Source organism: Methanococcus mangrovi (genome assembly GCF_054506835.1).
The window spans coordinates 502307-523016 of the sequence record NZ_CP197114.1 but is presented as its reverse complement, the minus strand read 5'-3'; the positions used below and the strand labels follow the sequence as shown (position 1 = coordinate 523016).

Genomic DNA, 20710 nt, shown 5'->3' with positions numbered 1-20710 from the left:
GTCTTTCAGTCGGTGATGAAAATAACCAGCTCTGAATTAAACTCCTGTTTAATAATGAAGAACCGTATGAGCTCTGAGACTGGATAACTTTTATTTTTTTAATTTTTTAAAAAACAGTTATTTTTATTAACATTAAAAGTTAGAAAATTAAATATATGGGGGTGGGAGCTTTGGTAGATGATATCAAAATCATATATTTAATGATGATAGGATTTACAATATTGGGAGTTGGATTGTCATTTAAATATTATTTAAGCTCTGATTCTGCGGTTAGGTACGTCATGCACGTATTTTACGTCTTTGCACTGATTACCGCCACATACTTACTTGCAAAGTCATCAATGCCTGCAGAACCGTGCGAAGAAGCTTAAATATTCAAGTTGTTTTTAATTTTTTAAATTTTCAATTTTTCTAAATATTTTCAAATAAGTATTTTAAAGCATCTTCTTCCATAAAATGCAGTTTTCCAGGGATTATTACGCAGTGAAGCGGGCTTTTAAAATCATAATTTAAAAGGTCTTTTATTTTCCCGTAGTATAACCCTGGCTTAATACTTCCAGCCCTTGCAACAACCGCTGCATAGGTTTCCCCAGAAATTACATTTTCCTTTCTTTTTTCTTCGATTTTTAAAAGTGCATCCAATCCTTCGTTTGCGGTCATAAATCTTTCTTTATCTGCCTGAATGTCTAAAAGACAGAGTGTGTGGTATCCTAACTTCAAATTGTCTTTTATTACATCATAAGGAGTTTCTGGAAAGTAGTTTGGTTCAGGAAATACTATTGACGTTGTTTTTCCAAATTTATAGAGTTGAAGTCCAGTAATTCCAATTGCAGAATAAATTGATGGGGCATTTATAATTACAACTTCGATTCCTTTTTTTCGAGCTTCAACTGCAATATCCACGTGAGTTGTTGCAACCATCGGGTCTCCGGCAGTTAAAAACATTATATCGTTATCTTTTGCTTCATCAATTAATTTATTCGTTTCATACTCTACTTTTTCCCTATCCAAAACAGTTATTGGTTTTTGAAGAGTTTCCTCTATTTTATCCATTGTCGTTCCAGTAAGAATTGCAGTATAAAATTCAGCGTAAATTTTATCAACTTTTTTTGCAAAGTCGAGAGTTTTTAAGGTAACATCTCTTTCATCGTAAAGTCCAAGTCCTGCCATTACAAGCATGTGTTTCACCCGATTTAATAAATAGAATTAATATTAATAGTACCATATAACTCATAAACTTAATTATAAACTTAAAATCATAACGTGCAATCCCAACTGCTAACGGTGTAATCTGATGGACACTTATTTTTTATTTTTTATTATCTTAACTTCAATTTCTATTGTACCTCAAATCCTGAAAAGATTCAATGTTCCGACAATTACCGCAACAATGCTTGCCGGAATACTTATCGGGCCATTTGGATTGAATTTACTTCAAACAAGTTCCACTCTTGACACTTTCGCATCATTTGGAGTAATATTTTTAATGTTTTTAGCAGGGATGGAAGTTGACAACGAAACACTCAAAGATGAATTTAAAAATTCCCTAATTTTAAGTTTATTTTCAATGTTAATCCCGTCAATCGGGGGATTTCTTATTGGGCAATATTTCGGACTTGATTTTATAGGTTCATTATTGTACGCAGTTATATTTTCCTCACACTCCGTTGGAATAGTCTACGCACTCATGGATGAACTTGGACTTATTAACTCCCGATTTGGAACAACTGTAATCAGCGCATCTGTTGTAATCGACCTTATAAGTTTAATAGTTATTTCTATACTTATCAGAATGGGTGGAATCGGAATAAATGCAGATATTATTCCATTTATAGTCCTTATTGCTGCATACATCATCGCACTTCTCATAATAATTCCATTAATTTCAAAATTGATACTAAATGAGCTTCAGAAATTTCACGTACAAAAAATTCATTTTATTCTTCTGATAATATTAATTTCTGTCATTGTTGGGGAACATATTGGAATTCACCCGATAATTGGTGCATTTATTATCGGAATTGCAGTTTCTGAAGAATTAACAAAAGAAGAACATGATAAAATATTAAATGAAAACCTAAATGCAATTGGTTATGGGATATTCATTCCATTATTTTTCTTAAATTTAGGAATGACTACAGATATCAGCGTAATTTTTAACTTTGACAATTTAAGCATAATATTTGTATCAGTTATAAGTTTAATAGGCCTTAAAATTATTTCAGGATACTTTTCACTCAGAATTTTAAATTATAACAAATTAAAAAGCTTTTGTGGAGGTCTTTTGACTGTTCCATCACTTACTGCATCATTAGTTGGTGCAACACTTGGAAGGGATTTAGGGATACTTCCAGAAAAATTCTTTGTTGCAGTTGTAGTTATTGCACTTTTAACATCAACAGTTGCCCCAATCTACGTTAAAAATCTGGTTTCTACAAATTACGACAAACTAAAATTAAATTAGAATAAAAATCGAAAATAAGGAAAAACATGAAACATGAAGAAACCTTACAGAAGATTTACGACTATTTGTTTGAATTATACGGCCCACAAGGCTGGTGGCCACTTTTAGAAGTAGATGGATGCAATCCTACAAAAACAGGTTCAGTAAATGGGTATCACCCAAATGATTACGAATATCCAAAAACAAAAAACCAGTGCTTTGAAATTTGTATCGGTGCATTTTTAACCCAAAATACTTCCTGGCCGTCTGTTGAAAAATCATTGAAAAATTTAAGAAATTTAATAGAAATAACGCCTGAAAATATAATTAATTTGGATATTGAATTGTTAAAAGAAGCAATTAAACCAAGCGGATACTACAATCAAAAATCGGAACGTTTGAAAGGTTTTTCAAAGTATTTTATCAAATTAAAAAATATCCCTACAAGGGAAGAACTGCTAAAATTAAAGGGGGTTGGCCCGGAAACTGCTGATTCAATGCTTCTTTATGCATTTAAAGTTCCAAGTTTTGTAATTGATGCGTACACCAAAAGAATACTTTTTAATTTAAATTTAATTGAAGATAACGAAAAATACGATAAAATTAAAGAATTATTCGAAGAAAATATTGAAAAAAACCTTGAAATGTATCAAGAATATCATGCCCTTTTGGTTGAACATGCTAAAAACTACTACCGAAAAAAAGAAAATTATTGCAGATGTCCACTTCTAAAAATAATAAAATAATTTATTTATTCAGAAGATTTTACTAAAAGTACTGGACAGTGTGACTTTTTCAAAACTCTCTCTGCAACACTTCCAAGCAAGAGTTTATCAAGTCCCGTTTTTCCGGTTGTGCCCATAACAATTAAATCTGCTTGTTTAGCTTCAGCATAATCAACAATTTCTTTTGAAGGAGTTCCTTCCAAAATTTCGGTCTTTATTTCTACACCCTTTTCTCTCGCAATATCTGTTAACGTTCTAAGCGCAGTGTGACCTTCTTTTTCTAAAACTTCCTTCATGCTTTCCCAAAGTCCTTCAGTTGGAAGTCCTACAAATGGAACTATGTCGATTACATAAACCCCGTAGACTCTTCCACCAGTATCTTTTGCTAATTCTATCGCCTGCTCTGCAGCTTCAATTGATATTTTTGATCCATCTGTGGGCATAATAATTTTTTTGTAAACCATTGGCTTCACCCCGTTCTAATTAATTTAATATTCATTTTTAAAATATATATTACTATTTATTTAAACAGGCCAAACCCGGCAAAATCAGATACTTTGACTGATTTAATATCATTTTACCATTCAACCAATAAACTAATATAGAAACAATATTTAAATAGGTTAAATAAACCTTTATATATCCTGTAGATATTATTTAGGAACGGATGATGATGAAAAGAGGGTTATCTGATTTTTTGGTGATGATATCTTTCATAAGCTGAATCTGTTATTTTTTATTATTACTTGCATTACAAATATAAATTTAAAAAACACAAGTTCATGATGATTATATCAATATTCTGTTAATTATGTTATATTATGTCAAAAAATTCTTATCGATTTTAAACGTTGATTTACCGTAAATCTGAGGGAAATAATGGAAATAAAAGAAGAATATTCAATAGAACTTGAGAAAAAAGTTCAAGAAAAATGGGAAAACGAAAAAACATTCAAATTCTTAGACGATGAAAAAAGACCCCCATACATTATAGATACCCCACCACCATACCCAACTGGTAGAATGCACCTTGGACACGGGCTTAACTGGACGTATATGGACATTATTGCGAGATTTAAAAGAATGAATGGATACGATGTGCTTTTCCCTCAAGGCTGGGACTGCCACGGACTTCCAACAGAAGTTAAAGTTGAAGAATTAAACAATATCACAAAGTCAGACATTGATAGACACGAATTTAGAAGACTCTGCGTAGAATTGACTGATGAAAACGTAGAAAAAATGAGGGGCCAAGTTAAATCCCTTGGAATCTCAATCGATTGGGATAGAGAATACATTACAATGAATCCAGACTACGTTAGAAAATCACAGACTGCATTTTTGAAAATGTACGAAAAAGGGTTAATTTACAGGGGAAAACACCCAGTAAACTGGTGCCCAAGATGTGAAACTGCAATCGCATTTGCAGAAGTAGAATATCAGGAAAGAACTTCCAAATTAAACTACATAAAATTCCCGTATGCACAAAATGCTGAAAAATACCTTGAAATTGCAACATCGAGACCTGAATTAATGGCTGCTTGTGTTGGAATTGTTGTGCATCCCGAAGATGAAAGGTACAGCGATATCATTGGAAAAACCGTTAGAGTTCCATTATTTAATCAAGAAGTTACGGTTTACCCCGATTCCGATGTAGAACAAGAATTTGGTACCGGTGTGGTAATGGTCTGTACATTTGGTGACAAAACAGATGTTACATGGGTAAATAGGCACAAATTGGAAGTTAAAAAAGCAATCAATGAAAAAGGACAATTAACAGAAATCTGCGGAAAATACGCGGGTAAAAAGTCCGATGATGCAAGAAAAGAAATTATTTCTGATTTAATTTCTGAAGATTACATGATAAAACAAGACCCTCTTGAACAGAATGTTGGTTCATGCTGGAGATGTAAAACACCTATCGAAATCATTGTTGGAGACCAGTGGTTTGTAAACGTTACAAAGTTATTAAAAGAAGTAGAAAACGCTGCAAACGAAATATCGTGGGTTCCAGAACACATGAAAGCAAGACTCATGAAATGGATCGAAGACATGGGCTGGGACTGGTGTATTTCAAGACAGAGATTGTTTGCAACCCCAATTCCTGTTTGGTACTGTAAAGAATGTGGAGAAATCATTGTAGCTAAACCTGAAGATTTACCAATAGATCCAACAAAAGAAAGTCCATACACCTGCAAATGCGGAAACTCAAACCTTGTTGCAGAAACTGATGTTTTAGATACCTGGATGGATTCTTCAATTACTCCCTTAGTTATAGCAGGATGGCTTGAAGATGAAGAATTCTTCAAAAAACACTACCCTGTTCAATTGAGACCTCAAGGCCACGATATCATCAGAACCTGGGCATTTTACACGATGGTCAGGTCACTTGCAATTACTGGAAAAAAACCATGGGATGAAATCGTAATTAACGGAATGGTTTTCGGGGAAGATGGCTTTAAAATGAGTAAAAGCAGGGGAAACGTTGTAGAACCTGGAGAAATTACCAAAACTTACGGTGCAGATGCTTTAAGGTTATGGGCCTCAAACAGCACCATTGGAAAAGATGTTCCATTTGCATGGAAAGAAGTTGAATACGGTGGAAGATTTTTGCGAAAAATATGGAATGCATGTAAATTTGCAAAAATGAACATCTCAGATGAAACAATTTCTGAATTAAAATCATTAAAAAGTATTTCAATTGAAAATCCTGTTGATTTATGGATTTTGAGTAAATTAAATAATTTAATTTCAAAAGTTTCCGATGACCTTGGAAATTACAAAATAAATACTGTTGTAGAAATTCAAAAATTCTTATGGCACGAATTCTGCGATAACTACATTGAAATGGTAAAACACAGACTCTACAGTAAAGATGAATCTGAAAGCGCTAAACAGGAAAAATTAATGGCGCAATACACGCTTTACAAGGTAATTACAGAATCTGTAAAATTACTTACGCCATTTACACCGCACTTTGCAGAAATCGTTGGAGAAATCTACGAAATCGATGATTTGCACATATCATGGCCAGTTTCCGATGAAAGTCTGATAAGTTTAGAAAACGAATTTGTCGGAGAAGTTGCGAAAAATACGGTTGCGTCAATTAGAAGATACAAATCAAACAAAGGAATGCCGCTCAACGCAGAATTAAACAAAGTTGAAATGTACGTAAGCGATGAAAAAGATTTTAATGCTCTTTCAAAAGCTTCAGAAGATATTAAAAAATCTTTAAAAATTAAAGAACTTGAAATAGACCTTGGAAAACCGCTCCTGGAACAGAAAATTGCAGAAGTAACCCCAAACAAATCCAAAATCGGTCCAGAATTTAAAAAAGATGCTGGAAAAGTAACTGCATTTATCAAAGAAGCAGATGCTGAAACAATCGAAAAAATCCTTTCAGAAGGAATTGAAACCGAATTTGGTGCTTTAAACAAAGAACACATCAAAGAAGTAAAAAGAGCAATATATAACAAAGGAGAAATTGTTGAAACTGCAGATATCGACAGTTTAATCGATACGATTGCAATAATCCAATAATTTTTCAAATATTCTTTTTTAAAATATTTTAGACATTTATTTTTCCAATTTTTAAAAATTTAAACCAGCACATGCACAATATATGCACCAATTATTCCCCCAAATACCACAATTATCACGTTTAATCGATAATAGGCCAATATTAGAGAAACAACTGCGCCAAATATAGCAGAATACATGTTTCCTGTCGAATAGATTATTCCTGGGAATATTAACGATGCGAGAGCGGCATATGGAATATAGCTAAAAAATGCTCTCCAAAAGTGTGGCAGTTTTGCATCTTTAAAAAGTACAATCGGGAGCATTCTTGGAATGTACGTTACAAGTGCCATGAATATTACTAATAATATCATTTCTTCCCTACTCATCCCCATCACCATGTATAAACTTAGCTCCGATAAATGACGCCAAAATAGTCGTAATTATGATTATCCAACCGGTAGAAATAAATTTAAACAACGGAACCCACGTCAAAACTGAACTGATGAATATTGCGACCATTACAATTTTTAAAACCTTGTTTGAACGCCTTATTGCAGGGATTAAAAGCCCAATAAACATTACATAAAGTGAAATTCCCATGCTGCTCTGTATCTCTTTTGGAATGCTTTCTGCTAAAAAAATTCCGAGGATTGTTCCAAAATTCCATGCAAAAAATGCAGTGAAATTCAGTCCGAATAAAAATTCAGGTCTTAATTTAGGTTCCTCTTTTAATGAAGCCACTGCGAAAGTTTCGTCAGTTACTCCAAAAGAAATTACACTTAAAAATTTTTTAGATTTTGTGTAGTCAATCCTCTGCGAAAGTGAAGACGACATTAAAAAGTGCCTTAAATTTAATATAAACGTGGTTAAAACTATTTCAAAAGACGAAGTCCCTATAGCAATTAAATTGACTCCTACAAACTGGCTTGCACCTGCAAATATGATTAAAGACATTAAAAGTGCAATCTCATAAGGAATTCCCATTGATTTTGCCAAAACCCCAAAAGCAATACCAATCGGAAGATACCCTATGGATATAGGAATTGCATCTTTTATTCCCTCAAAATACAGTTTATTAATTGATAACTGTTTCATGATTTCTCCAAATTTATATTTAGTTTTTTAAATTATTTAAAATTCGGTTTACAAAACTTAAAGATAATTCGAGTAATATGTATGTTCAGTATATAATACTTTTTGTATTGTATATGATACATCGTATAAAAAAATAGAAAAATTTTAAATTTCAAAAACACTTCCAACGTGTCCAAATTTAAATCCTGGCATATAACTTAATTCTTTTGTAGCGTTAAAGCCCGTGCAGTGCATTGGTGAAATTAATCTAAAGTTTTGACTCGCTAAATAATTTTTAACCTGATTTATGTAGGTATCAGATACACTCCCCATGTGAAAACCACCAATAATCCCATGTACATCGTTTAGTGTTTTTGCGTGAGTTATGCAGTTAATTACTCCACTGTGGGTGCAGCCTGAAAGAATTATATCTTTTACCATAATGAACATGTCGTCAATTATGATATCTTCTGTTTTTTTATCATTTTCTATTTTTTCAAAGTCTTCTCGTTCATAATAATTATTTCTTGGAATTGTTCCAGAGATTATTAAATTTTCTGAAATTTTAACTGGTTTTTCTACAAGTTTTAGATTTTTATAATTTTTTAAGAAATCTTTTATGTTTTCATCGATTCCAATGTACCGTTTCCCATGATACCTGTCAACAAACGAAGCCTCGTGAATATAAATTGGAACGTCTAAATTTTCCCTGTATTTTTCAATAAAATAATTAAATCCGTCCGTGTGGTCGTAGTGGCCATGGCTAAAGATTATTGCGTCAAAATTATCATCTTCATTCATCAATTTTAAATTATTTTCAAAAACCAGTGCGCTTTGTCCGCAGTCAAATAAAATTTTAGAATCATCTTCTTTTATAATTGCTGAAAATCCAGACTGTGCTAAAAACTTTCCTTTTGCAGTATTGTCCACGAGTATTTTTATTTCCATGAAAAACCACCTTAATAAATATTTAAATCATCTATTTTTATATATTATAGGAGTAACTGTTTTATATAAAACACATATGGGCACTGGTGAAATTTTGAAAATATCTGGAATCGTAGAACTTTCGACAATTGATTATCCAAAACATGCATCTGCTGTTGTTTTTTTATCCGGATGCAACATGAAATGTGGCTACTGTCAAAATTACGAATATATCACCACAAATGTATCTGAAATGACTGCTGAAGAAGTTTTTAACAGCATGGATTTGATGTTTGCTGAAGCACTTGTAATAAGCGGTGGAGAACCAACCCTTCAACCAGAAGCAGTTTTAGAACTTGCAAAAATTGCAAAAGAAAAAGGTTTTCCAGTAAAACTTGATACCAACGGAACAAACCCGGATTTAGTTGAAAAACTTATTTTAAATAATTTATTAAATTATGTTGCAATAGATGTAAAAGCAGGATTTGAAAATTACGAGAAAATTACAGGATACAAAAAAGAAATCAAAGAAAACATCTTAAAAATAGTAAACACCTGTAAAAACAATAAAATATTTGTAGAATGCAGAACTACATTTATTCCAGAATTAATGGGTAAATCAGATATTGAAGAAATTGCAAAAACTGTTAAAGACTGCGATTTGTACTCTATCCAGCAGTTTGACCAAGAACATTCATACGATAAAGAATTGGCCAAAATAAAACCAATTAGTGAAACTGAATTGATTAATTTAGGAAAAATTGCAAAAAAATACATTGAAAATGTAAAAATTAAAACACTTTCAAGCGAAATTAATGTAAATTAGATATAGAGCGATAAAAATGGATTTAAAGACATGGGATTCTTTTTACAAAAAAATACTTGATGATTTTGGATATGGATTCGAAGAGGACCTAAAAAGTGCGGAAATCCTTGAAGAAATGATTAAAAATTTTAAAAATAATGTTGATTTAACCGAAATTTCCAAAAAAATCTCTGGAAAAGAAGTGTATATCTTTGGTGCAGGTCCCTCTCTTAAAAAACATGTTTTAAAATTAAAAGAAAATATTGATTCGGATATCACAATTATTGCGGCAGATGGAGCTACAAAAGCACTTCTTGAAGAAGATATAGTTCCAGATATTATTGTTTCTGATTTAGATGGGGATATTGATTCAATTTTAGAGAGCAACAATCTTGGTTCAATTGTTGTAGCTCATGCTCATGGAGACAATATCGATAAACTTAAAAAATACATTAAATTACTAAAAAACATTGTTGGAAGTACCCAATTCCCAAAAAAATTTGATTTGCTCGTAAATTATGGAGGGTTTACTGACGGGGATAGGTGTTGTTTTTTAGCAGAAGAATTTGGCGCTAAAAAAATAATACTCTGTGGAATGGACTTTGGAATCTATGTCACGAAATATTCTCGCCCAAACATTGAAAATGACGTCGAACTTGCCGATGAAGTTAAAGTGAAAAAATTAAAATACGCGGAAATGTTTGTAAATTGGCTCACCAACAATGGAAAAAGCCCCATTGAGTTCATGGCCTAAGTTCATTTCTTAGATGTTTTAAAAAACCATAGTTAAGTTTAAATAATATACATTTCAATACTTCTTCTGATAATTCTATTTATTGCTCGTGGAGATACTTATGTCAAATTCTTCGGAAAAAAGACTCGAAGAAATTAGAAAGCGAATTAACGAAATTGATGAACAGTTAATCGAATTGATTGCTGAAAGAACCAGTTTCGCACCTGAAATTGCTGCACTTAAAAAGTCACTTGGAACCTGTGTCTTCGACCCTAAAAGAGAAGATGCAATCTGCGAAAAAACACGTTTGATGTGTGATAAGCACCACATAGAACCCGAAGTGGCCTTAAAAGTTATGAAAATTCTTATGGACTACAATAAAGAAGTCCAAAAAGACAGCATTGAAAGGTAAACTTAGCTAAATATATAAATCATAATTACAGATGTGTAATATAAAATGAAACAAGATATCGAAGTTTCATAAGGTGATACCTTGGGAAGAATAAGACAGACGTTCATCAAAAGAACCGGCGAAGAACTCATCGAGAAATTTGCAGATAAGTTCACAAGCGATTTTGAAGAAAACAAAAAAGCTGTTTCAGAAGTTGCAATGATCTCGACAAAAACCTTGAGAAATAGAATAGCAGGTTACGTTACTGCTAAAGTAAAAAAAATGAACGCATAAGGGTGTAATTATGCAAGGTGTATATCCTGCGATTATTACTCCATTCAAAGACGGTAAAGTAGACTACGACGGACTACGAACCAACATTGACTTTTTAATTGAAAATGGAGTTACTGGAGTTATTCCTGTTGGAACTACTGGTGAATCACCAACATTAACACCATTAGAACACGAAAATGTCATTGAAAAAACTGTTGAATTCGTAGACGGCAGAGTCGAAGTGATTGCAGGTACCGGTTCTAATTCAACTTCGGAAGCACTGGAATTCTCACAATATGCTGAGGATGTCGGCGTGGATGGAGTGTTATTAATAACCCCATACTATAATAAACCAAGTCAAGAAGGCTTGAAAAGGCATTTTGGAGAAATTGCAAATTCCATCAACGTGCCTATTGTTCTATACAACGTTCCTTCACGAACTGCGTTAAACATAGAACCAGAAACCATTAAATACTTATTTGAAGAATACAGTAATATAACAGCCGTAAAAGAAGCTAACCCAAACTTATCCCAAGTTTCTGAGGTACTGGACTCTTGCAACATTGACGTATTATCTGGAAACGATGAGTTGACTTTGCCAATAATGTCCCTTGGTGGAAAAGGTGTTGTCAGCGTTGTTGCAAATATCGCACCAAAAGAATTCGTTCAAATGGTCGATTATGCAAATGCGGGCAAATTTGACAAAGCAAAAGAGATTCACTACAAATTGTTTCCACTAATGAAGTTAATGTTTATCGAGACGAACCCAATACCAATTAAAACTGCGATGAACATGCTTGGAATGCCTTCAGGTGAGTTAAGGTTACCTCTTTGTGAAATGGCAGAAAGCAATAAATTAAAATTGCAAAATGCACTTAACAATCTGGGCCTATTAAAATAATCACAGTTCGTGATATTATGATTAATGTTGAAAAAATTCAAAAACAAGCAGATGAAATCGTTGCTCAGCTTTCAGAAGTTTTAGAAAACTTCGACCTTGAAACTGAGGAAGAGTACCACATTCTCGAAACAAAAAATGTACTCAGAGACAACGATGAAGCTTTACTTGATGAATCATTTAAAATCGACGCATTAAATGTGGCACCTAAAGTAAAAGACGGTTCAATCGTCGTTGAAAAAAGTAAATGGAGCCAGTAATTCTTAAAAAATAAAGATGGAGCGTGAGAATATAAAAAGAAGTTCAAGAAGATGGAAAAAGAAAGGACAAATGAGATGGAAACACTACAAAAAAAGAATTAGAAGAATGAAAAGAGAAAAAAGAGAAAATAAATAAATTTAAGTAAATAACTATTATTTTTATTTTTTAAATTTTTTGGAAATTTAAAGAACTTTTTTAATTTTTAAAAAAATTGAAATGTTTTAAAAAAAATTTGGGGAGAATTTCTGATTTTTTTAATTAAGTATCTATTTCGGGGATTTTTGTGTATTACTACGGACTTTAGATGATAGGTCTATAACTAAGGCGTATCATTGGTTTAATATGCACATTATACCGATCAGGGAACCAAAAACCCTTCTCGACACTTTAACTTTCTTTTTGAACCATATTTATCCTTTGCCCCAAACAAAGATTAATATGAGGTATTTATATTTTCAATGAATATGTTACATAAATAATAAATATGATTTTAAACGCGCGTTTTCCTAACTTTTTTAGTATAACTCAGAATCTTTTAAAGCAAATTCAACGGCTGATTTTGCATGTATTTTAGAAGTATCAAAAATAAGAGTACTGCAGTGTTCCGGTTTTATAAGCAGGGGAATTTCAGTGCAGCCAAGTATTATTCCATCTGCCCCGTTTTCTACAAGATTATCTATGATTTTTAAGTACTTTTGTCTGGATTCTTCATTTATGATTCCAGAAACCAGCTCTTTATAAATTACATTATGAACTACGTCTCTTTCTTCATCAGATGGAATTATTACATCTATTCCATGTTTTTCTTTTAATCTTCCAGAATAAAATTCCTGTTCCATTGTAAATTTTGTACCCAAAAGCCCCACTTTTTTGATATTTTTCTTTTTAATATCATCTGCAACTGCATCTACAATGTGAATTAGGGGAATATTTATATTTTCTGAAACCAAATCTGCAACATTGTGCATTGTGTTTGTACATATTACAATTCCTTCTGCCCCTGCTTTCTCAAGCTTTTTGGCAATATCTGTAAGTTTTTCTGCAATAACATCCCATTCTTCATCATGGGATAATTTATCAAATTCTGCAAAATCAACAGAATAAAGAATACATTTTGCCGAGTGGGGAGCTCCAAGTTTATCCCGAATAGATTGATTTATAATTCTATAATATTCTTGAGTGGACTCCCAACTAAGGCCCCCGATTAATCCAATAGTTTTCATGATTTTCCCTCCAAATCAGTTAAAATTTCTTAAAAATAACATAATTATATTATAAAATAAGGCTATAAAAAGAGGTAGTTTTTAAACTTTAAAAGATAAAGATAATCCAGAACAAAAATTAAAAGCCAGCAAATAAACCAAAGTGAAACTGATGATACCGGAATCTCCAAAAATGCTAAAAAATATCCCTGCGGACTTTAAATACTGGCGAAAGTACCAGAAAGAAAAAATTGAGGAGATTTTAGGCCATATTTCAAACGGTAAGAAAATAATTGTTTTAAATGCGCCAACAGGGGCTGGAAAATCACTTTACAATATCTCGGTTGGTTCAATTTTAAATTCCTTAGATGAAAATAATAATGCTTTTGTCTTAACTTCAACAAAAATGCTTCAAAACCAGTATTCGGACGAGTTTCCAGAAGTACGCGTAATTAAAGGACGTGCAAATTACCATTGCAAATCCTGGGAATGGCTCTACAATTTAAGAAAGAAGGAAGATGCGAAAAAAGGAAAAACTACTGAGGAATATAAACCAAAAACCTGCGAAGACTGCTACAAGATTGCTAAAAACACGAAATGCAATTTTGAAGGAATTTGTGAATACAAAGTTGCTAAAAAAGAGGCTTTGGAATCTACTTTTGCATGCATGAATATGGCTTATTTTATCCTTGCAGTCCCTAACGAAGAAGTAGGCTTTGAAAACAGGACTTTGTGCATAATTGACGAAGCACACAATATTGAAGATACATTAATGAACCACTACACGATTGAAATTACAAAAAAACGTGTAGAAAACTTAAGAAAGAGTTTAAAAGAACAAAAAGAAGTTAACTTTCCAAAAGAAAAATGGAATGGAATTTTACCAGTAAATCTATATTTTAAAGATATTATAAACTATGCAGTCGATGCAGCATTTGAAAATATCTATGAAGGGGAAACTGAACTTTTAAAATTTTTAAAAAACACTGTTTACAGTGATACAAGAATACTCCTTGATAAAGAGTTAGTTTCAAAAGATATCTTTTTTATGAAAGTTAAGGATGAAAAAAATATCGTAAACATGACCAATTTAGAAAGAAAGCATAAATTAATCCATTATTCTAAATTATTTTTACCATCAAGTTATATGGACCTTTATGAGTCTGAAATTACAAGATTTATGGATTCTATTGAAAAATACCACAAAAGACTGAAATATGCCATAAGTCTGTTTGATGATTTATACAGGATTGAAAAGATTCAGGAATCTGGCGAAATGGGTGCCAAATGGATTCCAACACACGTTGAAAAAAATTATGGAAAAAATGTTGGAACACACTTGGAAAAAATCATTTTAAAGCCAATTGACGTGAAAGAATTAAAAAAAGAACTGTTTAATCAAGCTGAGTTCTATATTTTATCATCTGCAACGCTTTCAAAGCAGCACATGAAAGACCTCGGATTTGATGAAAAAGATTATGCAGTTGTAACCGTTCCAGCATCTTTTCCGGTTAAAAACAGGCCATTAAAAGTAATAAACGAATTTAACATGAATTATGAAAATTTGAATAAAAAGGACCATTTCAAAAAAGCTGTTAAAAAATTGGATTTAATATTAAAAAATCATGAAAATGAGCGTGGAATTATACACGTTTCATCAAATAAACTCATGAATGATATTTTTAAAAATTCGATTCATAAAAACAGGATGATAAAAGTAACCTCGATGGGAAATCTTATTGATGGAATAGAAACTATTGATTCAGGCTTATATTATCATGAAAAGAAAAATAACAGTGTTTTAATTTCCCCAAGTCTCCACACCGGAGTTGATTTTAAAGATGATAAAGCAAGATTTCAGATTATCTTTAAGGTCCCCTTTTTAGCAGGCGACGAACAGGTTTCTGCAAGGCGAAGGAAAGACCCAAACTGGTATTTTGGAAAAGCAGTAACCCAGATGATCCAATCATACGGGAGAACCACCCGTTCAGTAAATGACTACTCAGTAACGTATATTTTAGACAAACGCGCACTTTATTATTTAAAAAATGATAATTTTACTCCAAATTGGGTAAAAGAAGCGGTTATTAACTACGATACTGTTGAAGATGCTTTGAATGATAATTTAAAATGAATTAACTTTTATGAAATATTTTACAGTTGGAATCTTTAATTTTTAAATACTCTTTTAAAATTAAATCTGTATTTATTTAAATCAAAACTTCGTTTTTTTAAAAAATTTACTCTTTATGATTAGTCCTTGTTGGTATCAACTAAACTTTGAACGTTGTTCCCTTAAAAAACGTTTTAAAAAGGTAGATATACCAGAAATATTATTTTTTATATGGTTGTAAAAATCAATCATTAGTTTTTTTCAAGGAAATTTTCCTAAAAATTTTAGACTACCATTTTAAAATTACATTATTCAACAAAAATAGGGGGAAATTATGAAACATTTAAACTTTAAAACTGTTCTTTTATCGTTAATTGTATTTTTAGCAGTTATTTCAAGTATATCTGCAGAAGATACTGCAATAAATAGCACTCCTTATATTATCACCACGAATGGAACGTATGTTTTAACATGTGGTATTAATTGTAGTAGTGGCAGTGCAATAACCATTAATTGTGATAATGTAACACTTGATGGCCATGGATATTCCATAATCGGGTCACATATTTATAATTCAAATGGTATCTATGCCAACGGAGTTTCAAATATTACGATAAAAAACGTTAATGTGACGAATTTTTATCGAGGTATTCACTTAATGAATGTAACAGGCTGTAAGATTGAAAATAATAGTGCGAATTTAAATATGTATCAAGGTATTTGTTTAGATTCTTCTTCAAATAATGACGTAATAAACAATACTGTGGATTCAAACAGTGAACGTGGGATTTACTTACTAAGTTCTTCAAATACGTCCGTTACAGGAAATGCTGTTAATTTAAATGAGTATGGAATTACTTTGTATCATTCCCGAAATAATTCCGTTACAGGAAATGCTGTTAATTCAAACCATGGTACAGGTATGATGATAGCTGATTCATCAAGTAATTTTATTATGGGCAATGCTGTTAATTCAAACCGCCGTAATGGTATTTCTTTACAAGGTAACTCAGATTACAATGAAATTACAAACAATGAAATTACAAACAATAATTTGGATTTAAGTTTTTGGTCAGGCATTCGCATTTCTTCCTCTGTAAATAATAAAATATACAACAATTTATTCAATAACACGAACAATTATTATTCAACCAGTCAAAACTACTGGAACACATCAAAAGAACTCGGCGGTGGAAACTACTGGCTTACTCCAAACGGAACAGGCTGGTCTGAAACACAGAATGATACAGACGGAGATGGTTTTTGTGATGAACCGTACATTATAACGAGTTCTGAGATAGATTTCCTGCCGCTTTTATGGGATAAAACTGCTCCAGAAGTTTCAATAAACACTCCGTTAAATGGAGGATTATATAACACGAGTTCAGATTTAATAAATGTAACAGCAAATGACTCAAGATCGTATATTTCAGTTATTGCTGAAATAAACGGTACAACAAATATTACTTTAGAAAATGTTTCAGGATATTTCGTAAATTCAACATTTAACTTTAGTGAAGGATTAAACACTATCAAAATCTACGCAAACGATTCTACAGGGAACGTAAATTCAAATGAAACTGTAAACTTCACCGTGGATACTATAAACCCAAAAGTTGAAATTAACACAGAACCAGGTTACTATAACCGAACCAGTAACATTTTAAACGTTTCAGTAACAGATATTACAAATGTAACTGTCAAAGCTGAAATAAACGGTACTACAAATATTACTTTAGAAAATGTTTCAGGATATTTCGTAAATTCAACATTTAACTTTAGTGAAGGATTAAACACTATCAAAATCTACGCAAACGATTCTACAGGGAACGTAAATTCAAATGAAACTGTAAACTTCACCGTGGATACTATAAACCCAAAAGTTGAAATTAACACTCCAACAAATGAAACAACATATACTACAGACTCAGTTTCAATAAATGTAACAGCAAATGATTCATTATCCGGAATTTCATCAGTTATTGCTGAAATCGAAGGTGTGAAAAACGTAACTCTCATGTTAAATGGGGAGTTCTATACCGGAACTACTGGAAGCCTTTCAAATGGTAACTATGTAATAACCGTAGTTGCAAATGATAATGCGGGAAACGTAAATTCAAATGAAACTGTAAACTTCACCGTTGCAGTCCCAAGTTCTTCTTTACCATCCCGAAATAGTGGAAAACACTACAGTTCAGACCTTGCTGATGGAATTAATTCATCAGTAATTAAAAGTATAGTTTCAGATTCAGAAGTTGTATATGGAAGCGAAATTGATGAAGAATACGCGGGAGAATTAAGAGAAAACATCTACAATGCAAGTGGTTACACAATCAGTGGAGATACGATTATTGTTGGTGGACCTTTATCAAATGCGCTTGCTGAAAAGTACGATTCAGAATTTAGAATATCAATTTCAAACGATTATCCTGGGGAAAATAAAGGAGTGATTCAGGTTAAAAATATTCAAGTTCAAGTTGGAAACTTCATTAAAACGTACCAGTTAATTTATATTGCAGGTTCTGATAGATTTGGAACACAGGCTGCATTAGAATACTTTAAAACTTTGGATGAATTGCCAGAAGAACCAATAACTGTAAAATGGACAGAAAATGGGCCGGTTTTAATTTAATAACTCGTTAAAAACAAATATTTTTCTTTTTTTAACTTTTTGAAAAGTTTATATCAAAATATAAACAGTTTGAAAACCAGTATTCATGATTTAAAATTTAAGAATATTTTAGATGTATTTAAATTAAAAATTCGTTAAGAGTTACTATTCCGGATTAATCATTTATGTACCGATTAAACCTGAAAAATGAGTTAAAAGAATAACTGATAATTAAATAAATCGTTTAAAAGAGTTTCCTGAATATTTAATAGAATTTATTTTTCAAAAGTTTAAAAAATGTATGCTTTAGAAATGTGTTGCTTTAGATTTCCTTGCATAAAAAGGTGGACTTACTTCCAAGTATCTGCCCACTATTAGCAAACTTACAAAGTCTGCTTTTACGTATTAGTTTTGTCACCTCATTTTTAAAGAGGAAGGCTATACCTTCTCTACTTTCATGATTAGACAATTATATTCTTTAAATCATAATATATATTTTTAACGATTTGTTTGGTTTTTACCTTTGAAACCAATCATAATATATTTATAGCGTTTAAATCAAAAATAATCATGCTTTAGATGGAATTGTATTAAAAATTAAAGGTGTGAATATGAGCCAAGAAATACCTGCCCTCAGTAAGGCTTTGATTGAGTTATTAAGGAAAATCCTTAGTAATATTGAATAATAGTAGGCTAATAACCTACAACATCAATCTTACCTTTAAAAAGGTATTACTTGGATCTTACTCCACTTTACATATTGAATTTTTAAAGATTCGTTGAATATGATTCTTTTCAGTTACAACCACGATATGTTCATCGTCGGGATTTTCATAGATTATATAAACTTTTTTCATGGGTTCCAAATTATTATTAAAATAAATATCCGATGTTTTTTTGGGAATTCCGTGTGAAATCAGGGATAATGTGAAATACCAAAATATCTGACTGACCAGTAAATACATAATTGAAAATATGTTAAAATTATTAACTATGCCACAATAGAGTACGATTAATGATAAAATCACTATGCCATCTGAAAATACTTTATTCCTCATAAACCCCAGTATAATGAATTTATCTAACTTATGCATGCTCAAAATTACAAATCGGAACATTGCATCATATAATGCCCGTAAAGACTTTTCAAAATCAATTCTTGCACGAGTTACTGCTTTAATGTTCTCTTCTGAGTAATTTGATTCAACATTGTCGGTATTCTCTGAAGTTAGCTCAAATATCTTTTCTGGAGTATTGTTAAAATTATCTATAAAGTCATAAGATTTTAACTTCTTTTTATATATTTTACGTGAACGTTTAAAAAATAATGATGCTATAAATGTTAAAATTAAAAATGACACTTCTAAATAGCCTGTTGTAGGGAATAATGCTAAATAAATTATTAAAAAGGGCACGATTAAAAATAAAATGTTGTCTACTATAGTTATAATACTAAAATATATTGCACCATTGCTATCGATATCTTGCCCCACGTATACTTTTTTAGTTTTTAAATAGCCCAATATCGAAATATACGCGAAACCCAAAATTGCAATTATAGAATATATATCATATTGGTTTGTTTTATCCTCCATTGAATTACCTACGTTTATATCATTTATTAAAGTGGCTCCGACTTGTAGCACACTATGGCATTCAAAAGACCCAAAAAACTGATTAAAAGAAGAATATAAAATATTCTGCGTAATGCCCAAATGTATTAGAGATAACACCAGAAATAAAACTATAAAAAAAATATTCAATATAACTGAATCGCTAAATTCTGATTCCACAAGTTTTGAATCACTTCCTGAATTTTTAAAAAAAGTTGGAATTACTCGATATAATTCACGTTTAAACGCGTTTATGACAATAAAATTTGAAAATAATACGAATATTCTATATACTACATATATTATCTGAAGAACTATGACGAAGATAACTGCAGGTATTGTGCAAATCATTTTTACTAATTTTTTGGGATTATTATTTAGTACTGCCCAACATCCACGAATTGTATGTATAATAACTAAATATGCATGCTTGATAACGTCCATAAAACATGATATTACATTAATAATAAGACCCCATATCGACATGTTACATCTCTGACTTTCTTGCGTATTTACCATCATATGCCCCACTAAATTCCCGATTAAAACACTAAACTGCCCAATAATAAAATCCAAAAAATCCTACCTTATCTAAATTATCACATAAAATATTATAAAAACGATATTTAAAAATGTCGAAATAATCCTTGAAAAATAGAAAATATGTCTGCCAATTTAAAATAAAAATTAAAAAAATTTACTATACCTGATTAAATAAAAGAGCTTATATTATTTATAATTTATTGAAATAACTGTTTAAATTCGTTTTTGAAAGAATTGAAAGCTAAATTGTGTAAAAAATATAATGTATGCACCGGACTAAAAAACCGATGAAAACGCACAACCGGATTATTGAGTATATAAATGAAAAATAATGTTTTGGTTAACAATGCAAAATACCGGTTGCGGTATACGGTTAAATTTAAAGTCCAATAGCCTTAAAATTGAGCTACGAAAAAAAGAACTATACTTTACCAATTGGTCTTTTGAGATATGCTTTAAAATCATTTTAAAAAGAAAACGCAGAGGGAGGGATTTGAACCCCCGCTCCCCAGTGGAGAACCGGATTTCAAGTCCGGCGCCTTTGGCCAAGCTCAACCACCTCTGCTCGCACTTGTA

General features: G+C 31.5%; 19 protein-coding genes and 1 tRNA gene. 12 read left to right on the top strand and 8 right to left on the bottom strand.

Annotated features, from left to right (window positions below; all coding sequences use genetic code 11):
• The first annotated feature begins 170 nt into the window (after window positions 1–170).
• Window positions 171–371 (top strand): hypothetical protein, encoded by a 201-nt coding sequence (locus tag ACS5L2_RS02780; RefSeq protein ID WP_459202243.1) that lies wholly within the window; start codon window positions 171–173, stop codon window positions 369–371.
• A 40-nt stretch (window positions 372–411) separates the two neighbouring features.
• Here ACS5L2_RS02780 and dph5 read toward each other — a convergent pair whose 3' ends face one another.
• Window positions 412–1179, bottom strand: coding sequence for a diphthine synthase (gene dph5 / locus ACS5L2_RS02775; RefSeq protein ID WP_459202242.1), 768 nt, complete (start codon window positions 1177–1179; stop codon window positions 412–414).
• A 115-nt stretch (window positions 1180–1294) separates the two neighbouring features.
• Here dph5 and ACS5L2_RS02770 point away from each other — a divergent pair, with 115 nt between their 5' ends.
• Complete coding sequence (locus ACS5L2_RS02770; RefSeq protein ID WP_459202241.1) at window positions 1295–2464, top strand: cation:proton antiporter; 1170 nt, start codon at window positions 1295–1297, stop codon at window positions 2462–2464.
• Window positions 2465–2490: 26 nt separating this feature from the next.
• Window positions 2491–3189 (top strand): endonuclease III domain-containing protein, encoded by a 699-nt coding sequence (locus tag ACS5L2_RS02765; RefSeq protein ID WP_459202240.1) that lies wholly within the window; start codon window positions 2491–2493, stop codon window positions 3187–3189.
• 5 nt (window positions 3190–3194) lie between these two features.
• Here the strand turns inward: ACS5L2_RS02765 and ACS5L2_RS02760 are convergent, their stop codons facing one another.
• A complete protein-coding gene (locus tag ACS5L2_RS02760) occupies window positions 3195–3632 on the bottom strand; it encodes a universal stress protein (RefSeq protein ID WP_459202239.1) in 438 nt (145 codons plus the stop codon).
• Between the two features lie 415 nt (window positions 3633–4047).
• Between ACS5L2_RS02760 and ACS5L2_RS02755 the strand changes: the two genes are divergently transcribed.
• On the top strand, window positions 4048–6708 hold the full coding sequence (locus ACS5L2_RS02755; protein WP_459202238.1) for a valine--tRNA ligase: 2661 nt from the start codon (window positions 4048–4050) through the stop codon (window positions 6706–6708).
• A gap of 59 nt (window positions 6709–6767) precedes the next feature.
• On the opposite strand, the gene ACS5L2_RS02750 is transcribed toward ACS5L2_RS02755, so the two are convergent.
• The 3 genes from ACS5L2_RS02750 to ACS5L2_RS02740 all read right to left on the bottom strand — a co-directional run bounded on the left by ACS5L2_RS02750 (window position 6768) and on the right by ACS5L2_RS02740 (window position 8712).
• The gene (locus ACS5L2_RS02750; RefSeq protein ID WP_459202237.1) at window positions 6768–7076 is read right to left on the bottom strand and encodes an AzlD domain-containing protein; all 309 of its coding nucleotides are present in this window, start codon (window positions 7074–7076) and stop codon (window positions 6768–6770) included.
• Window positions 7069–7785, bottom strand: coding sequence for an AzlC family ABC transporter permease (locus ACS5L2_RS02745; protein WP_459202236.1), 717 nt, complete (start codon window positions 7783–7785; stop codon window positions 7069–7071). The genes ACS5L2_RS02750 and ACS5L2_RS02745 overlap by 8 nt, the downstream gene beginning before the upstream one ends.
• A gap of 144 nt (window positions 7786–7929) precedes the next feature.
• Window positions 7930–8712 carry an MBL fold metallo-hydrolase gene (locus ACS5L2_RS02740; protein ID WP_459202235.1) on the bottom strand — a complete coding sequence of 261 codons (783 nt, stop codon included), beginning with the start codon at window positions 8710–8712 and terminating at the stop codon, window positions 7930–7932.
• A 94-nt stretch (window positions 8713–8806) separates the two neighbouring features.
• On the opposite strand from ACS5L2_RS02740, the gene ACS5L2_RS02735 reads away from it, so the two are divergent.
• The 6 genes from ACS5L2_RS02735 (at window position 8807) to gatC (ending at window position 12051) form a co-directional block, all read left to right on the top strand.
• Window positions 8807–9517: an anaerobic ribonucleoside-triphosphate reductase activating protein gene (locus ACS5L2_RS02735; protein WP_459202234.1), complete on the top strand. Its 711-nt coding sequence runs from the start codon at window positions 8807–8809 to the stop codon at window positions 9515–9517.
• 16 nt (window positions 9518–9533) lie between these two features.
• Entirely contained in the window at window positions 9534–10250 is a 717-nt protein-coding gene (locus ACS5L2_RS02730; protein WP_459202233.1) for a 6-hydroxymethylpterin diphosphokinase MptE-like protein, read from the top strand.
• A gap of 100 nt (window positions 10251–10350) precedes the next feature.
• Window positions 10351–10641 (top strand): chorismate mutase, encoded by a 291-nt coding sequence (locus ACS5L2_RS02725; RefSeq protein WP_459202232.1) that lies wholly within the window; start codon window positions 10351–10353, stop codon window positions 10639–10641.
• Between the two features lie 81 nt (window positions 10642–10722).
• A complete protein-coding gene (locus ACS5L2_RS02720; protein ID WP_459202231.1) occupies window positions 10723–10914 on the top strand; it encodes a 30S ribosomal protein S17e in 192 nt (63 codons plus the stop codon).
• A 10-nt stretch (window positions 10915–10924) separates the two neighbouring features.
• Window positions 10925–11794, top strand: coding sequence for a 4-hydroxy-tetrahydrodipicolinate synthase (gene dapA, locus ACS5L2_RS02715; protein ID WP_459202230.1), 870 nt, complete (start codon window positions 10925–10927; stop codon window positions 11792–11794).
• 17 nt (window positions 11795–11811) lie between these two features.
• On the top strand, window positions 11812–12051 hold the full coding sequence (gene gatC / locus ACS5L2_RS02710) for an Asp-tRNA(Asn) amidotransferase subunit GatC (protein ID WP_459202229.1): 240 nt from the start codon (window positions 11812–11814) through the stop codon (window positions 12049–12051).
• A 516-nt stretch (window positions 12052–12567) separates the two neighbouring features.
• Here gatC and ACS5L2_RS02705 read toward each other — a convergent pair.
• Entirely contained in the window at window positions 12568–13275 is a 708-nt protein-coding gene (locus ACS5L2_RS02705) for an aspartate/glutamate racemase family protein (RefSeq protein WP_459202228.1), read from the bottom strand.
• Between the two features lie 151 nt (window positions 13276–13426).
• On the opposite strand from ACS5L2_RS02705, the gene ACS5L2_RS02700 reads away from it, so the two are divergent.
• Entirely contained in the window at window positions 13427–15388 is a 1962-nt protein-coding gene (locus ACS5L2_RS02700; protein WP_459202227.1) for a helicase C-terminal domain-containing protein, read from the top strand.
• 313 nt (window positions 15389–15701) lie between these two features.
• Window positions 15702–17999 carry a NosD domain-containing protein gene (locus ACS5L2_RS02695; protein WP_459202226.1) on the top strand — a complete coding sequence of 766 codons (2298 nt, stop codon included), beginning with the start codon at window positions 15702–15704 and terminating at the stop codon, window positions 17997–17999.
• A gap of 722 nt (window positions 18000–18721) precedes the next feature.
• On the opposite strand, the gene ACS5L2_RS02690 is transcribed toward ACS5L2_RS02695, so the two are convergent.
• Together ACS5L2_RS02690 and ACS5L2_RS02685 are read right to left on the bottom strand one after the other, a co-directional pair.
• Window positions 18722–20110: a hypothetical protein gene (locus ACS5L2_RS02690; protein ID WP_459202225.1), complete on the bottom strand. Its 1389-nt coding sequence runs from the start codon at window positions 20108–20110 to the stop codon at window positions 18722–18724.
• A 502-nt stretch (window positions 20111–20612) separates the two neighbouring features.
• Window positions 20613–20699: transfer RNA gene (locus ACS5L2_RS02685), tRNA-Ser, on the bottom strand.
• Window positions 20700–20710: the final 11 nt, after the last annotated feature.

Bases quoted from the DNA above. Each gene is read 5' to 3' on its own strand.
- ACS5L2_RS02740 (WP_459202235.1), bottom strand. From the start codon at position 8,712: ATGGAAATAAAAATACTCGTGGACAATACTGCAAAAGGAAAGTTTTTA.
- ACS5L2_RS02765 (WP_459202240.1), top strand. From the start codon at position 2,491: ATGAAACATGAAGAAACCTTACAGAAGATTTACGACTATTTGTTTGAA.
- ACS5L2_RS02705 (WP_459202228.1), bottom strand. From the start codon at position 13,275: ATGAAAACTATTGGATTAATCGGGGGCCTTAGTTGGGAGTCCACTCAA.
- dph5 (WP_459202242.1), bottom strand. From the start codon at position 1,179: ATGCTTGTAATGGCAGGACTTGGACTTTACGATGAAAGAGATGTTACC.
- ACS5L2_RS02760 (WP_459202239.1), bottom strand. From the start codon at position 3,632: ATGGTTTACAAAAAAATTATTATGCCCACAGATGGATCAAAAATATCA.
- dapA (WP_459202230.1), top strand. From the start codon at position 10,925: ATGCAAGGTGTATATCCTGCGATTATTACTCCATTCAAAGACGGTAAA.
- gatC (WP_459202229.1), top strand. From the start codon at position 11,812: ATGATTAATGTTGAAAAAATTCAAAAACAAGCAGATGAAATCGTTGCT.
- ACS5L2_RS02725 (WP_459202232.1), top strand. From the start codon at position 10,351: ATGTCAAATTCTTCGGAAAAAAGACTCGAAGAAATTAGAAAGCGAATT.
- ACS5L2_RS02745 (WP_459202236.1), bottom strand. From the start codon at position 7,785: ATGAAACAGTTATCAATTAATAAACTGTATTTTGAGGGAATAAAAGAT.
- ACS5L2_RS02730 (WP_459202233.1), top strand. From the start codon at position 9,534: ATGGATTTAAAGACATGGGATTCTTTTTACAAAAAAATACTTGATGAT.
- ACS5L2_RS02690 (WP_459202225.1), bottom strand. From the start codon at position 20,110: ATGGTAAATACGCAAGAAAGTCAGAGATGTAACATGTCGATATGGGGT.
- ACS5L2_RS02700 (WP_459202227.1), top strand. From the start codon at position 13,427: ATGATACCGGAATCTCCAAAAATGCTAAAAAATATCCCTGCGGACTTT.
- ACS5L2_RS02695 (WP_459202226.1), top strand. From the start codon at position 15,702: ATGAAACATTTAAACTTTAAAACTGTTCTTTTATCGTTAATTGTATTT.
- ACS5L2_RS02750 (WP_459202237.1), bottom strand. From the start codon at position 7,076: ATGAGTAGGGAAGAAATGATATTATTAGTAATATTCATGGCACTTGTA.
- ACS5L2_RS02755 (WP_459202238.1), top strand. From the start codon at position 4,048: ATGGAAATAAAAGAAGAATATTCAATAGAACTTGAGAAAAAAGTTCAA.
- ACS5L2_RS02770 (WP_459202241.1), top strand. From the start codon at position 1,295: ATGGACACTTATTTTTTATTTTTTATTATCTTAACTTCAATTTCTATT.